The organism is Deinococcus hopiensis KR-140 (assembly GCF_900176165.1).
In the GTDB taxonomy this organism is placed as follows: Bacteria; Deinococcota; Deinococci; order Deinococcales; family Deinococcaceae; genus Deinococcus; species Deinococcus hopiensis.
The window spans coordinates 188,843-203,207 of sequence record NZ_FWWU01000002.1; the positions used below are offsets into that span (position 1 = coordinate 188,843).

Genomic DNA, 14,365 nt, shown 5'->3' on the forward strand with positions numbered 1-14,365 from the left:
GCACGGATATTGGGGAGCGAGTGACAAGATTCGGTGACCTGGTACGGGTCCATATTCCCAAACGACGGTGTTCACTCGCCCTAACATGCGTGCCGGAGTGCCACCCATGAGTAAAAAGCGAGATATCCCGAAGTACGAGCAAACCCACCCGCCGGACCTTGCGACCGCCGCTGCCCTCGAAGCAGAAGGCCTCAAACCTGCCCCAGACCAACTTCCCGCAGCCCTCTTCCTGCACAAGACGCCGGGCCGAGAAAGCCTTTCTGCCCTCTATGAACGCACGCTCTGCATCCTCCGCAATGACGAGAAAAAAGCCGACTGATCCTCTCACCTTTACCGACGACAGGAATTGCGAAACGGTGGAAACTGCTCAACACATAACCGCACTTCTGCTCAGCAGTTCCCTGAACGGCATGTCTACACCCACCCACCACGGTGGTGGCAAGTTCAGGCGAACTGTGAGACCCATCAAACCAGACGGGGAACGCATAAACGTTCCCCGTCTGGTTTGTTCAAGGGCAGAGCGCCCCTGTGCCTGACGAGTTAGGCGGGTTGGTTTACCCGGACCGCCATCTGTTGATCTTCATGTGTCGGAGTTTGCAGGTGTCGAGGTGGGAGAGCCAGATGCCTTCGTTGAGCTTCTCCCCAGCCATCTGGTTTTCGATCCGTGCCCAGCAGAACGCCGCCTCGGTCAGCGGCGCTTCCCGCTTGATCTGCGTCTCACCCACAGTGAACTGCCGTGCCAGGAGACTTGAAATAAAGCGGAATCCTGGTCCACTCCGCTTCAGTTTAAGGTCGGTGCATCAGGGGGTTGGCAGGAGGGCACCTTATTCAGAGATGCGTGCGCACCGCCCATAGTTCGGGAAACAGCACAACCTCCAACGCCCGGCGCAGGTAACCCGCCCCGCTCGTTCCGCCCGAACCAGCCTTAAAGCCAATGGTGCGCTCAACGGTGGTCAGGTGATTGAAGCGCCAACGCCGAAAATTGTCCTCGACATCCAACAGCTTCTCGGCGAGTTCGTCCAGGTCCCAGTAGGTGCCTGGGTCGCGGTACACCGTCAGCCAGGATTCCAGCACTTCCTCATGGAAGTGCGGAGGCTGCGAGAGATCATGCGCCAGCATGGCCTGGGGCACGGACAGTCCCCGTGCGGCGAGCAGGCGGAGTGACAGGTCGTACACACTGGGGGCGTGCAGGGCAGCCAGAAGCGGATCATGTAGGTCCGGGCGGTGTGTGTGCGGGCACAGCAGGGCCGGGTTGCGGTTACCCAGCAGTACCTCGACCATGCGCTACCCCGCCGATTGGAAGCCCGAGCCTGCCCGAAGGCATCCCGGAACTGGATGTAGTCGGCTGGAGTCATGGTCTTCAGCACTTCCCAGGCGTTTGTGAGCTCTCCTCGGTTGTATTGAACGGCGGAGGGCCAAAAGTGCAGAGCAGTTGACCCCAACCTTGAACGTTCCTGCTTGCCCTGTACGTGGACAGGGAGCTATCAAAATCATCTCCTATTCGCTCCCTCACACGGAAGTTGCCCTGCATCGTGTTGCTCTGCGATGCCGCGTCACGGCCTGACACCGAGCACGCAATTCCAATGCTGACCAAGGCGCAGCTACAGCATCGTCCGCACCTTTCTCTAACGCGTGAAGTTTGTCTTCAGGGCACTCGACCAGCGCAATCACAGGAACGCGTGCCGCTTGTGCAGTGCGGAGCACTTCCTCATAAGGGGCATTCGGATTGATAAAGTCCAGCAGGACCACGTCTGGGTGATCCGTGAGGGATATTGCGTGAGGAGCGGCCAGGATTACTTGATCTCCACAGGCCGTGAGGACATCATGGATTTGGGTCACGTGATTCAAAGGGTGGGCAAGGTAAAGGATCAGGGTTGCAGGCGAAGAGGACGTTGACATATCAGTAGCATGGCGTCAGGCTGTTCAAAGTTTGTGCAGAAAATGTGTAGAACTAAACCAGAACAGATGGCGAGCCAGAAGCGTTGCTTTCGGCCCTCTACATAGGGAAGCATTCAGCATTGAGGGTAGCGATATCGTAACCTGCTCAGCGCTACAATCCACTTCGTACTGAGCAGATGAGTAACACAGTATTTGCAATACCGTGTAGCAAAGTAAGAAGGAAGAGGGGTGTGCGAGGCCAATCACGACCGATCTTCGCCATCCCTCAGCCGTCTGTCGGACAACCTGCAGATTGGACCGAGGTTGCTTGCGGTAACAGGAGGTGAGTACGCCAAGATAAAGTTGTCCAGCACGGTCAACCTGCTTTTCACTCTCTCAGAATGAGATAAGAAACGCCGTTTAGGGCTTGAGGCTGGGGTAGCCGAGTAGGACGGAGACGAGGAAAAATGGAGACGGTATGTGCAGATACCGTCTCCATCATAGTTTAGGTCGTCGTGCGGTGATTCGTCAGCTCCACCGTTGGGCGAAGCGGCACTTCAGCGATCTGAAGCGATTCAAGCATCAGAAGCTGACGGATGCCCTGCTCGTGGCCCTCTTGCTCGCTCGCTTCGTGTTCAAGCAGCCGTATCCCTCGATCTGGTGGAACATGTTGAGGGAAGACCGCGTCGGTCTTCCCTCCTACACCCAGGCGTACATGCGAAGCGTGCGTCTGCTGGAACGCCTCGAAGCCTTGGTCAGCCCCGCCAAACGCTGTGCAGAAGTGATCATTGACTCCATGCCGCTCCCAGTGTGTCGCCCGAAACGAGGCAAGCGGTGCAAGTTCCCGGGAGCGAAATGGGGGTTTGGGACCCAGGGCGACGTGTACGGGTACAAGCTGCATGCCTGGGTGACACCCGCAGGGGAGATCGTCCAGTACCTCCTCAAACCCGCCAATCTTCACGACACTACCGTCAGCTATGAGTTGAACCGGAGGTGGCCTGAGTTCGGCGGGCCAAAGATCATTGGGGACAAGGGCTATTGCTGCCTGGGCGACCTGTTCCCACCCAAGAAAAACACCCGCTATGACAACGGGTGGCGGCAAGACCGCCACCCAAAGCTCCGCAAACGCATTGAAACCGTCTTTTCACAATTGGTCGAAGCTCAAATTCGCTCCGTTCAAACCAAAACACTTCCCTCTCTCCGGCTCCGCGTCGTCCTGGCCGTCCTCGCCCATAACCTCGCTCAGCCCTAAACGGCGTAAGAAGTTGTGTTGGACGCTGTTTTCCCAAATTGGAAATTGCAGTCTCTTCTCTCCTGATTCTGGCCGAATTCTCAGGCAGTGCCCAGAACGCGCTGACAGAACCAGAAGCCGCCCGTCAGCACAACCAGACCTGCTGCGGCCGTCAGCAGCACTTGGGTGAGGCGTGGGGGAGCGGAACGCTGTAACGCAAACAGCAGGGGCGCAGCCAGCAGCACGATCGAGACCTGGCCCAATTCCACCCCCACATTGAAAGCGGCCAGGGACCACGCCAGGGCTTGCCGCGGCAAGTCGAGCTCTGATAGAACGCTCGCAAATCCAAATCCGTGAATAAGACCGAATGCAAAGGCAAACAGCACCCGGGGATCCCAGCCCCTCTCGGCGGCATCTACCCGCCGCAACTGCTGCAGGTCGTGCAAGCCTACGATGACGATGCTCAGGGCGATCGTGCTCTCCACGAGCCGTGAGGGAAGCACCACGATGTTCAGCGCCGCCAGAGCCAACGTAATGCTGTGCGCGACCGTGAAGGCGGTAATGATCTTCACCTGCGACCACAATCTCCCTCCCAAGAGAATCAGTGCCAGCACGAAGAGAATGTGGTCCACGCCAATGAAAATGTGGTGGATGCCCTCGCGGACAAAGGTGATGATGACGTCCCAGAAGGGACGTTCCGGAGCAGCCAGGGTAAATGAGGCATTCTGACGGTCCAGGGCGTACTGTCCGGCGAGGCTCTCCCCTCGGTACACGGTCACAAACACCTTGTGCAGCGTGTCGTGAGGGAAGAGATTCGCCCGAATACCCAGACTTCCGCCCACTGGAGGCGCGGTGAGTTTCAAAGTGACGTCCTCACCTGCGGCCTGAATGGTCTGCACCGTGATCGGCAAGTCCGTCTTCCCCGAGGCCAGGCGAAGCCGGACCGTGATCAGGGCCTTGAGTGATGCCCGAACCTTCTCCGGAAGCGGTTGGGTTTCCAGCGTCTGCGCGGTCGTTCCCAGGGGGAAAAGCGAGGGTTGCTCGTGCAGCAGCGCTTTGAGTGGAAGCTGCACGTTCACGCCCGTCGCCTGGGCTTCCAACTGAACATCCACGCGACTGAAGGTGATCTCATGTGCGCCAGCCCAACCCGTCAGGGCCAGCAGGCACACCAGCAGGGTTCTGAAGGCCTTCATGAACGGGCCACCTGATACTTGGCCGTCAAGGTGCGTCCGTCATTGCTGCGGGCCTGCCCCGTGACCCGGTACTGCCATCCAGCGGCAGGCTGCAGGAAGACGTTGGCTGTCCACTGACTTTTCGCGGGTTGATAACGGTTCTGGTAGCTCAGGGTCTGCGCGCCTACTTGATCTGTACGTGAAGCGGACGCGTAGATCTTGAGGATGCCGCCTCCTACCTTGAGGAGGTCCACGGGGGGCACGTCCACCTTCTGCAGTGTCCAGCGCACCTGCTGGGCACCAACCTTCAAGGTGGACTGATCCAGCACCCGCTTGGCGTACGCCCGCGCTTCCACTTCTGTGACGTGTCCGTCCGCGTTGGTGTCCAGGGACCGCAGCACGGTCCCCGCCACCTTTTCCCCGGGGGTGATGTCCAGTTCCAGCTGCACCTTTCCGGGCAGGAGGGTCAAGTACGCCCCCTGAACCACCTCATCCACGGGATGGGCAAGGGCAGAGCCCCAGATCAGGGACAGAAGCAGCGGCGCGAGCCTCTTCATCTCAGGGCCTCACTTCGCCCAGGCCGCGCCGTAATCGTTGCCGGGCTCGCGGTACATGTTGTGCAGGTGGTTGCTCGAATCGCCGCCCATTTGTTGTGGGGAGAACTCGATCAGCACCGAGGGGCCGGTAATCCGGTAGTAGGCAGCGGCGCCGGAAGTCGTCGGGCCGTACCAGGCGAAGTACGTCTGATCCAGGTTCTTCTGTATGGTGGCCAACTTTGAAGCAGCGTCGTTGGCGTTCAAGATGCCCAGGCGGTCCTTGATCAGCGTCAGGAGTTGCGCCTTCTGCGCCGCGGTCATCGCGCTGCCTGCAAGTCCCTCGGGTTGAAGGGTTTTGCCGTCCTGACCCGGGCCGAGGACGAGGTCGATGCTCTGGGTGCTGATGATGGCCTTGCTGCGCTGGGTGGCGTTCAGGCTGCTGAGTAGAGCGAAACCGTCTTTCGCCTCTTGCGGCACCTTCTCGACGACGACGACCGTCTTGCCGTTCTGGGTGGCTGTGATGGGTTGGCCGCCCGTGAGGCTGGGCGACAGGGTGATGTTGGTGCCGACCATGGTGGCGTTGATGGCCAGGTGGTGACCGCCGAACTGTAAGGTCCAGGGGGACGTGGTGGACGGAGTGCCCAGGAACGACACGTAGTACTCGTCACTCCCGAAGATGAGTCCGCCTGGACCGCTGTTGCCTCCGGGACCGCCCGCTGGAGCGCCGGCAGGGGGTGTTCTCCGGGCACCTGCGGCTCCGCCGGGCGCACCACCTGTGTCGGTGGTCTTGAGGACCTCGTCGGCATTCATCTGTTCCTTGACCATCTTCAGACCGTCCGGGCTCAGCGTGGCGCTGAGCAGGGTCATCAGGGCCGTACGTTGTTTGGCCGTGAGGTCTCCCCAGCGGAGGCCTGCACGTTGGAAGATCCCCGTGGGGAAGTTCGACCAGCGGGTGCGCTGCGCCTGATCCGTCCACGCGAACAGCACCGCCTTCTTCTGGGCAGCGGTCAGGGTGGACAGAAAGGCGTTGGCGGCGTTGACCACCTTGGTGCTTTGTGCGTCGGCAACCCCAGCCTTGACGGTGGCTGTGGAGGGTGTGGCGGTCGTTGCGGCGGAGGCCACGGAATGGGTGTAGAGCGAGACGCCGCCGAGGGCAACGGCCAGAAAGCCGGAAAGTAACTTCATTTTGAGCACGGTGAGCCTACTTTCGTTCTTGAGTTGGGGTGGAGGATGGGGAACATTTAGCTCGCTCCTGGTCCTTGAGGCCAGGCAAATGGCGTTGTTGGAGCCCGTAGAAAAACAGGAAAACCGATAAGGATAAGAGGGCGACTTGCCGTCTATCAGGGGAAGGCACGTCCAGCCTGTATCTCTGGACTCCTTCTCTCGGATACGCCTCGGCTTCAATCGATCTGACTGGTGTTCCAGGTCAAGGTAAGTCCTTCAACACCGAGGTCATCGGTTTCGGTGGCCAGGTTGATGGTGTAGGCGGTGTTTCCAGCTGTTTCCTCAGGAACGGTGAGGGTGGTGCGGAGAATGTCCTGCTCCCCGAGGGGGAGGTAGTTGGGAGTGACCACCACGTTGTGCTGCCCCGCGCTCAGTTCCCTGGGGAACATCATGCTGTCGTCAGCGAAGACGTTGTCGAAGACGAGTTGGCCGTCCACGTACACGTCCACCACGCCGCTTTGGCCGGAGTCGTTGCTGAAGTACACGGGCGTCGCCGAAGCGCTGGTGAAGAGAGCTGTGGTAGCGATGAGGGCGGACAGCATCAGGGCTTTGAGGTGAGGCATCTTGAACTTCCTTTCGGGGTGCGTGGCGCACCAGGGGGGTGGAGGAGAAGGAGCTTCGGACCTTCTCGTGGTCCTGTGCCCGTTCATGGAGCGAAGTATGCGGAGCGCCCGTTTAGACACCGGGTACAAGATGTTCAGAACCTGTGAAGATGAACACGGCGACGTGCGGCGGAGCGGCAGGGGTTTGGCAAAACGGGGATCGCGCCGTCGCCGCCAACCTCAACCCAGGACGACGGCGGTGGTTTTTGACCTCCCTGCACGTCATGGAAAAGGCGGCTGGAACGCGTAGGAGAGACCTCACCGAGCGTCGTTCTGGCAACTTAATGCCGGTAGGCTGGTGGGCTGTGACTGACCGGAAGCCCTACCGCCACCGTTTTCCCCTGAGCGTCATCGGTTACGCCCTGTGGCTCTACCACCGCTTCCTCCTCAGTCAGCGTGACGTTCAGGAACTGCTCCACGAACGCGGTATTCGGGTTAGCCACGAGACTCTGCGCCAGAGGAACATTAAATTCGCTCCCCTCCTCACGGAGGAACTGCGCCACCGGGAACCCCGATGGGGTTCCCGGTGGCATCTGGATGAAAGGTGCGTCCAGATTGCTGGGGTGAAGCACTGGTTGTGGCGAGCGGTGGACGAGCACGGCAACGTGCTCGTCCACCTTCTTCAGGAACACCGAGATACCGAGGCGGCCAAGTCTTTTTTTGTCCGCCTGTTGGGGCAACACAACGTGCCGAAGGTCATCCACACCGACAAGCTGTGGAGCTATGGGGCGGTCCTAAGAGAACTTCCCGTGCTCCACGTTGTGGAGCACATTCGGGTCGTGTCCACCGCCCGCTGTAACACCATTGTGGAACAGTCGCATCGCCCCACCCGGCAGCAGGAACGTGCTCAGCTCGGCTTCAAACGACGACAGCGAACGCAGGAACTCCTCGCCCTGCACGCCCGCGTCTCGAACCTTCACCGCCATACCCGAACGACCACCCCAGCTGCCCTGAGACGAAGCGACCAAACCACAGCACTGCTTCTCTGGCAAGAGGTATTGCAGCAGGCGGTTTGAGAATCAAACCCCCTGCTGAGCGACTCCGGCCCCCTTGAGGTTAAGTTGCCAGAACCCGTCTGTGTAAGACTCTTGTCACAAGAGCAGACCTAGGTTCGCGTGATGAAGCAACCGCTGATTGCAGCCCTTCTTATCCTATCCACCGCTCAAGCGGCAGAAACACAAGCGGCACGTGACGCCCAGTTGCGTAGCATCTTGATTGCTGATTCAAAGAGGATGGGCGTGAGCTGTGCCCCCACGCAGGTCTCCAGTGTGACCAGTATCAAGACCACTCCAGCCAAAGCAGGAACCGAGTTGGAAGACGGCAAGAAACGTCTGTGGGAGAAATTGGACGCTGCAACGCGTCAACTCGTCATCCACCTTGAGGAGGATGACAAAAAAAACATGATCTACCGTGCGGAACTTGGCGATGAGGATCACTCATACTTTGTCCTCTCTTGGTTTGATGCGAAGACTTCTTCCCTTATTCACACTTCTTGCGTCGTTAAGTAGTCCCCTATAGCGTCCAAGACGAAAAATAGCAATCCGTTGACTTCTTGAGAAAAACAACTGATTGCACTTCGCTCCCTCATCCCAAAACTTCACCCCCGCCTTTCGAGCGGGGGCTTTCCCTGGTAGCGCGCGTGAAGTCGGGGCCATGCCCTCCCCGACCAGCTGGCCTGAAGTCGAACTATGAGCAGCGAATCGCCAGTGGTATGCTTCAAAGGTTCTTTGACAGTTTTACAAGGTGAGGCGCGTGTCAGCAGTCGGCTTCGCCTGTTCTGCAACTGTCAACGTTTTTCTGGAGCGAACCACGGGTGGGTCACTTGCCATAGGTGAGCGGCTTCCCGAGTTCAGGGGTATCGAGAAAAATTTCGACGAGGACAGGTTTCTGTTCTCTCATCATTCAGGGGCTGGAGCCCTAAACCCGTGGCCAGTGACCCAATGGTTATCGGCTTGATCGAGCGGGATGGTGGTACCCGCTACTGCACTGTTCTCTTCTTCTCGCCCGGTCACTCCCCAGCAGAGGCCTGGATTCTGCGGAGCAGGTGGAGTAAGGGGCATCTCGGACGACGCGCAATCCTACGCTACTGGATTTGGTCCCGGAGCTCAGAGGCATGGTCAAAGATGGACTTACGCCCAAGCGGCTGCGACATTCGGTAACTCGCCCTGGCATAAGAGGTTTGAAAGACGGTCCTGGTTAACCTGGACGTATGACGAACGCACCTCTTCCAGTTGATGAGGCTGCGCGCCTGAACACGCTCGAGCAACTCAATGTCCTGGACACTGTACCCGAAGAGACCTTTGAACAACTGACCAGCCTGGCAGCCACCATCTTCAGCGTGCCAATCGTGCTTATTTCGCTGGTCGACCAAGACCGACAATGGTTCAAGTCGTGCTACGGGCTGGACGTACGGGAAACCGACCGGAGCTTGTCGTTCTGCGCTTATACACTCCAGTCGCAGGAAATGCTGGTGGTTCCGGATGCAAAACTTGATGGGCGGTTTGCCGACAACGACCTGGTTACGGGTGATCCGAGGATCCGCTTCTATGCGGGGGCACCAATTGTGGTGCACGGGCACGCCGTCGGTACCCTCTGTCTGATCGATACAGAGCCTCGGGTGGGATTAAGTGAGGTAGAAACTCAAACCTTGTTTCAGATGGCTGGACTGGTCGCACATCAGCTGCTGATGCGGGCCACGACTGAACAGCGCCTGGCACTGAAAAAACACTACCGCCAGATGATCGAGCAGAGTTCGGACCTGATATTTACGACCGATGCAGCTGGAATGCTCACACTGATCAACCCGGCCTGGGAGGAATACACCGGGTACGCCTCAGCAGACGCCCTGGGCCAGCCGGCGCTGATGCTGCTGCATGCGGAAGACCGCTCTACTATTCTGGAACATTTTCAAGCGTTCCAGAATGGTGCCCGGACTCCTGTTCGCCTGGAGTACCGCTACCGGCGGAGAGACGGACACACCGGCTGGGCGGACGTGCAGCTCCGCGCCCTGCACGATCACCGTGGCCGTTTCGAGGGCATGCTCTGTATCGCCAGCGAGATCACTGCGCGCAAGGAGACGCAGGAGCGGCTACAACTGCTTGAATCCGTGGTGGTCAATGCCAACGATGCTGTGGTGATCACCGAAGCAGAACCAATCGATGAACCTGGCCCCCGCATCCTCTACGTCAATGAGGCGTTCACCCGGATGAGTGGCCACACGCTCGAGGAGGTTCGGGGACACAGCCCCCGAATGCTGCAAGGTGAAGGCAGCGACCCTGCGGTTAAAGCTCGGATTCGCAAGGCTCTTCAGGCGTGGAAGCCAATTCGCGTCGAACTGCTGAATTACCGCAAGAACGGCACACCCTTCTGGGTTGAGATGAGCATTGTCCCCATCGCCAACGAGAAAGGCTGGTATACGCACTGGGTCAGCGTCCAGCGGGATATCACGGAGCGCCGGCAGGTTGAAGAGAAGGTACAGCGGCAAACCCAGCAGCAAGCGGTTCTGGCTGACCTGGCGTATTACGCCATCGCAGACCGGGATCTTCACAGCATCCTGCAGCGCGCTGCGGAACAGGTCGCGGCGGCCCTCGATGTTGAGATCACTACCGTGACGGAACTCCAGGGTGCCCGTCAGGACCTGGTCATCCGCGCTGGTCACGGCTGGCCTGCCGGAACGGTTGGGACCACGGTACCTGGTGCCTCACTGCCTGGATACGCCATTGAGGTCGGGGAGGCGGTCGTGGTCCCTGACATGCGCACAGAGACCCGCTTTGATGTGGGTGATCTGCCGACTGCACACGGCGTGCAGTGCGGCGCGAGCGTGGTCATCCACGGCCTTGATGCTCCGTACGGTGCCCTATGCGTAAAGAGTACCCGTCACCGCTCATTCAATGCCGAGGATCTGCAGTTTTTACAGGCTGTGGCCAACGTGCTGGGAACGGCCGTGGAACATCAGCGCGCCGCTGCGCAGCTCAAAGAGAGCGAAGCGCGCTACCGTGCGCTCGTGACCAATATGCCAGGAGCCGTGTACCGCTGCATCCTTGATGAAGCGTGGACCATGCATTACGTCAATGACGGCATTCGCGATATCACCGGATATCCTGCGGCAGATTTCGTCCTCAACGCCCGCCGAACTCTGGGCAGCCTCATCCATCCGGACGACAGCCCACAGGTCATGGCGGCAGTTCAGGAAGCCGTGGAACGCCAGGAGCCATTCGAACTGGAGTACCGCATCCAGCACGCTGATGGCACCGAGCGCTGGCTGTACGAACAAGGCCGCGCAGCTTCTGAGGGAGTGATAGAAGGCGTGATGATGGACATCACCAGTCGCAAGACCGCCGAGCGAGGTCTGATCGAAGCGCGTGAGGATGCCGAGCGGGCGAACCTCGCCAAGAGCATGTTCTTGTCGCGCGTCAGTCACGAGCTGCGCACTCCGCTCAACGCCATTCTCGGATTCGGACAGCTGATCGACCGCAATCCTACCCATCCAGAGAAGGTGGAGCGGCACAACCGGCAGATTCTGACGGCTGGCCGGCACCTGCTTGACCTGGTCAATGACGTGATGGACGTGGCACGGATCGATTCTGGCGAGATGTCGCTCCAGCTCACGAGGCTGTGTCTGAAAGACGCGGTTGAAGAGTGTGTGGCTGTCGTGATGCCGCAGGCCGCGCGGGGTGAACTGACCCTGAGTGTGGATGTGGAAGGGCTGGCCGGCACCCTCGTCAGCGCCGATGGCAAGCGCCTGCGTCAGGTCCTGTTCAACCTGCTGGGGAACGCCGTGAAATACACCGAGCCTGGAGGTCAGATCGGCGTCTTGTGCTGGATTACGCCGGAAGGCCAGGCCCGGGTAGAGGTCAGCGACACCGGGCCGGGGATGACCCGGGACGAACAGGCACGGCTGTTCCAGCCGTTTGTGCGTCTGGAAGGCAAACAGTCGGAAAAGGAGGGGACCGGACTGGGGCTGTCGTTGTGCAAGCGGGTGGTCGAACTGATGAAGGGCCAGATTGGCGTGCGCAGCGACCCCGGACAGGGCAGCACCTTCTGGTTTGAGTTTCCTCTGGTGCCTGGCAACAATGAATCCGTCGCTGACGGACCCGGCTCTGCAGCGCAGGGGGTCTCAGCATGAAGCCGCCTCAGGTGACCACCGCAAGGATTTTGATTGTGGACGATCAGGAAGCGAACACCACGCTGCTGCGCGAGATGCTCGAAGAGGAAGGGTACAGCGGCATGCACGTGATCAATGACGCCCGCCTCGCGGTCGGTGCGGCGCAGTCCTTTGCGCCGGACCTCGTGCTGCTTGATCTGATGATGCCGTACATGGACGGGTTTCAAGTCATGGATCAGCTTCTGGAGGCCCTGCCCTCCACAGTGTTTCTTCCTGTGCTGGTGCTGACAGCGGACGCGACCAGCGCGACCAAGCGCCGGGCACTCGCGTCTGGGGCCACGGACTTCATCACCAAACCCTTCGATGTCGAGGAGGTGTTGCTGCGTGTGCGCAACCTCCTGCAGATGAGGTTTTTCAGTAACGCGCTTAAGCAGCAAAACGACCTGCTCGAAGTTCGCGTGGCGGAGCGCACCCGTGAACTTCTCGAAACCCAGGCTGAAGTGCTTTCCCGGCTGGCAACTGCTGCAGAATACCGAGATGACGACACCGGAGAGCATACGTGGCGGGTGGCCGCGGTGGCAGCCAGCCTCGCCCGGGAGCTGGGTTGGGCGGACAGTCAGGTCGAACTGCTCCAGCAGGCGGCGAGATTGCATGACGTCGGCAAGGTAGGAATTCCAGACGCCATTCTGCTCAAGCCGGGCCGCCTGACCCAGGAGGAGTTCACAGTCATGAAAAGCCATGCGGCGATCGGGGGGCGGATTATGAGCAATGGCAGCAGCCCTATGCTGCAGCTTGCGCAGGAGATCGCCTGCTCGCATCACGAGCGCTGGGACGGCAGTGGGTACCCGAATGGCCTTGCAGGCGAAGCCATTCCGGTCAGTGGCCGCATTGTGGCCGTAGCGGACGTGTACGACGCCCTGACCAACGAGCGTCCCTACAAACAGGCCTGGAGTCATGGCGACGCCCTGGCAGAAATCCAGAACCAGGCCGGACGCCAGTTCGATCCCCAGGTCGTTGAGTTGTTCTTACGGATCATGGCCCGTCCTGAGGGATCGATTTGACACTCCTACCCTTTCAAGGGTGCGCGCCATCCAACGGCGCGATTTGATTACCTCCTCAGGAGATTGGACTGGGTTCGTGGTCCGAGGGCTAGCTGTACTTCGGGGAAATTCAGGGACCGCTGAATAAAGCTGTGCAGGCGCGGCATTGCTGGCACGGAGGTGGCAGGGGCAGGTCCCCTGCCACCTCCGCTCGAATAGCGGGGACAGTGTCACCTTTGAGGTCATCGGGCTGGGTCAATCGCAACCATTGAAGGAAGGTCAGGGCCAGCATGCAAAGCACGGCGTGGTGATGGAGGCCCTGCCAGGAACGGCCCTCAAAGTGGTCCAGACCGACTTCGTCCTTCAGCTCCCGGTGGGTCAACTCGCAAGCCCAGCGGCGCTTGGTCACCTCAACCAGCCGAGAAAGAGAGGTGTTCTCGGGGAGATTACAGACGTAGTATTTGCGTTCCTCTCCCCGTCGCTGTTCACCGATGATCCAGGCCGCCTGCCCGGGAAGGTGCTGGCCCTGGGCATTTTCCTCTCCATCGGCGAGACGCACGTACACAGCGGCAAAGCGTCCTGAGAGGGGACCCTTGGTCCCGTGTCGCCACACCAGGTGCTGCCATGCAGCACCTTTGAGGACGTCCTCCACCGATTGCCGGTCTTCGGAGGGGGTGGGGTGCTTGGGTCTTCTGCCACGAAAGAACTTGGGGATAGGGATTAAGCGAACGTCCTTGGGATAGACCGTCTGTGTGCGAGTCACACCCACCGACCACAGCAGTCCGCGCGTGGTGAGGGCATGGCGGAACTGAGCCGTCACGCCATACCCAGCGTCCGCCAAGACCATGCCGAAGGTGACGTGTTCGCGTACCCGGTCCAGTTCCTGGAGTGCCAACGCCCATTTGGTCTGTGGCTGCTGGTGTTCCATTGGAACACCAGCAGCCTGGAGACGCGCCGGATCGCTGGTCCAGTCCTGTGGCAGGAAGAGCCGGAGGGCCAGGGGGAACAGGGACCTCGTGCTGGGCTAAGGTCAGGGAGACCAGACACTGACAGGACGTGATCTTGCCCACCTGTCCCGAATACTGGCGAGCAACCCCCACGGATTTCGTCCCAAATTTGGTCAGGCAGGTATCGTCAATGATCAAGACGGCGTCTTTGCCTCCAAGCATTTGCTGGGCCCGCTCGGCCAGCAGCGTTTCCAGGGGACGAGTTGGCCAGGGACTGTCGGTGATGAAGTGCTGGAGGTGGTCTTCTTTTCCAGGAGCCACCACAGCAGCCAGAGGTTGCATGCTTTTCCGGGACGCACCGCTGCACAGTCCACGCACGTACAACGGTGCCCAAGTGCGCCCTGCACGGTGGCGAAAGTGCGTCAGAAAGGGTGCGAACCAGGTGGGAAAATGTCGGGTCCAAGGGGGCAAAGAACGTGGCATAGCAGGAGGCCAGCATCACCGATGCTGGCCTCCCTAGTTCCTCCTGAATTTCCCCGAAGTACAGCTAGAGGGTGAAAAGATGCCCATCCAAAATAGAAGGTCTGGTTCTGTAGCGAGCGAACAAACGACTGAAAAAGCACGTGTAGGA

At 59.7% G+C, this 14,365-nt stretch carries 12 protein-coding genes and 1 pseudogene; 6 read left to right on the top strand and 7 right to left on the bottom strand.

The features are described from left to right. Positions 1-106 precede the first annotated feature (106 nt). A complete protein-coding gene (locus tag B9A95_RS01570) occupies positions 107-319 on the top strand; it encodes a hypothetical protein (RefSeq protein WP_084045214.1) in 213 nt (70 codons plus the stop codon). A gap of 235 nt (positions 320-554) precedes the next feature. On the opposite strand, the gene B9A95_RS33100 is transcribed toward B9A95_RS01570, so the two are convergent. Together B9A95_RS33100 and B9A95_RS01575 are read right to left on the bottom strand one after the other, a co-directional pair. Then, complete coding sequence (locus tag B9A95_RS33100) at positions 555-725, bottom strand: hypothetical protein (protein ID WP_170928353.1); 171 nt, start codon at positions 723-725, stop codon at positions 555-557. A gap of 103 nt (positions 726-828) precedes the next feature. Beyond that, positions 829-1,281, bottom strand: coding sequence for a tryptophan 2,3-dioxygenase family protein (locus B9A95_RS01575; protein WP_245808086.1), 453 nt, complete (start codon positions 1,279-1,281; stop codon positions 829-831). 1,075 nt (positions 1,282-2,356) lie between these two features. Between B9A95_RS01575 and B9A95_RS01585 the strand changes: the two genes are divergently transcribed. Next, entirely contained in the window at positions 2,357-3,130 is a 774-nt protein-coding gene (locus B9A95_RS01585) for a transposase (RefSeq protein ID WP_084045216.1), read from the top strand. Positions 3,131-3,210: 80 nt separating this feature from the next. Here B9A95_RS01585 and B9A95_RS01590 read toward each other — a convergent pair whose 3' ends face one another. From B9A95_RS01590 to B9A95_RS01605, 4 genes are all read right to left on the bottom strand, one after another. Next, positions 3,211-4,302 (bottom strand): HupE/UreJ family protein, encoded by a 1,092-nt coding sequence (locus B9A95_RS01590; RefSeq protein ID WP_084045217.1) that lies wholly within the window; start codon positions 4,300-4,302, stop codon positions 3,211-3,213. After that, entirely contained in the window at positions 4,299-4,838 is a 540-nt protein-coding gene (locus tag B9A95_RS01595) for a hypothetical protein (RefSeq protein ID WP_084045218.1), read from the bottom strand. The genes B9A95_RS01590 and B9A95_RS01595 overlap by 4 nt, the downstream gene beginning before the upstream one ends. A gap of 9 nt (positions 4,839-4,847) precedes the next feature. Then, a complete protein-coding gene (locus B9A95_RS01600; RefSeq protein ID WP_084045219.1) occupies positions 4,848-6,002 on the bottom strand; it encodes a DUF3500 domain-containing protein in 1,155 nt (384 codons plus the stop codon). A 215-nt stretch (positions 6,003-6,217) separates the two neighbouring features. Further along, positions 6,218-6,604 (bottom strand): DUF4397 domain-containing protein, encoded by a 387-nt coding sequence (locus tag B9A95_RS01605; protein WP_084045220.1) that lies wholly within the window; start codon positions 6,602-6,604, stop codon positions 6,218-6,220. A 344-nt stretch (positions 6,605-6,948) separates the two neighbouring features. On the opposite strand from B9A95_RS01605, the gene B9A95_RS01610 reads away from it, so the two are divergent. The 4 genes from B9A95_RS01610 (at position 6,949) to B9A95_RS01625 (ending at position 12,808) form a co-directional block, all read left to right on the top strand. Next, on the top strand, positions 6,949-7,659 hold the full coding sequence (locus tag B9A95_RS01610) for an IS6 family transposase (RefSeq protein ID WP_084045272.1): 711 nt from the start codon (positions 6,949-6,951) through the stop codon (positions 7,657-7,659). 102 nt (positions 7,660-7,761) lie between these two features. Further along, complete coding sequence (locus tag B9A95_RS01615; RefSeq protein ID WP_084045221.1) at positions 7,762-8,151, top strand: hypothetical protein; 390 nt, start codon at positions 7,762-7,764, stop codon at positions 8,149-8,151. Between the two features lie 701 nt (positions 8,152-8,852). Further along, positions 8,853-11,768 (top strand): PAS domain S-box protein, encoded by a 2,916-nt coding sequence (locus B9A95_RS01620; protein ID WP_084045222.1) that lies wholly within the window; start codon positions 8,853-8,855, stop codon positions 11,766-11,768. Next, a complete protein-coding gene (locus B9A95_RS01625; protein ID WP_084045223.1) occupies positions 11,765-12,808 on the top strand; it encodes a response regulator in 1,044 nt (347 codons plus the stop codon). The genes B9A95_RS01620 and B9A95_RS01625 overlap by 4 nt, the downstream gene beginning before the upstream one ends. 109 nt (positions 12,809-12,917) lie before the next feature. Here the strand turns inward: B9A95_RS01625 and B9A95_RS34940 are convergent. Beyond that, positions 12,918-14,217: pseudogene (locus tag B9A95_RS34940) on the bottom strand (IS701 family transposase). Positions 14,218-14,365: the final 148 nt, after the last annotated feature.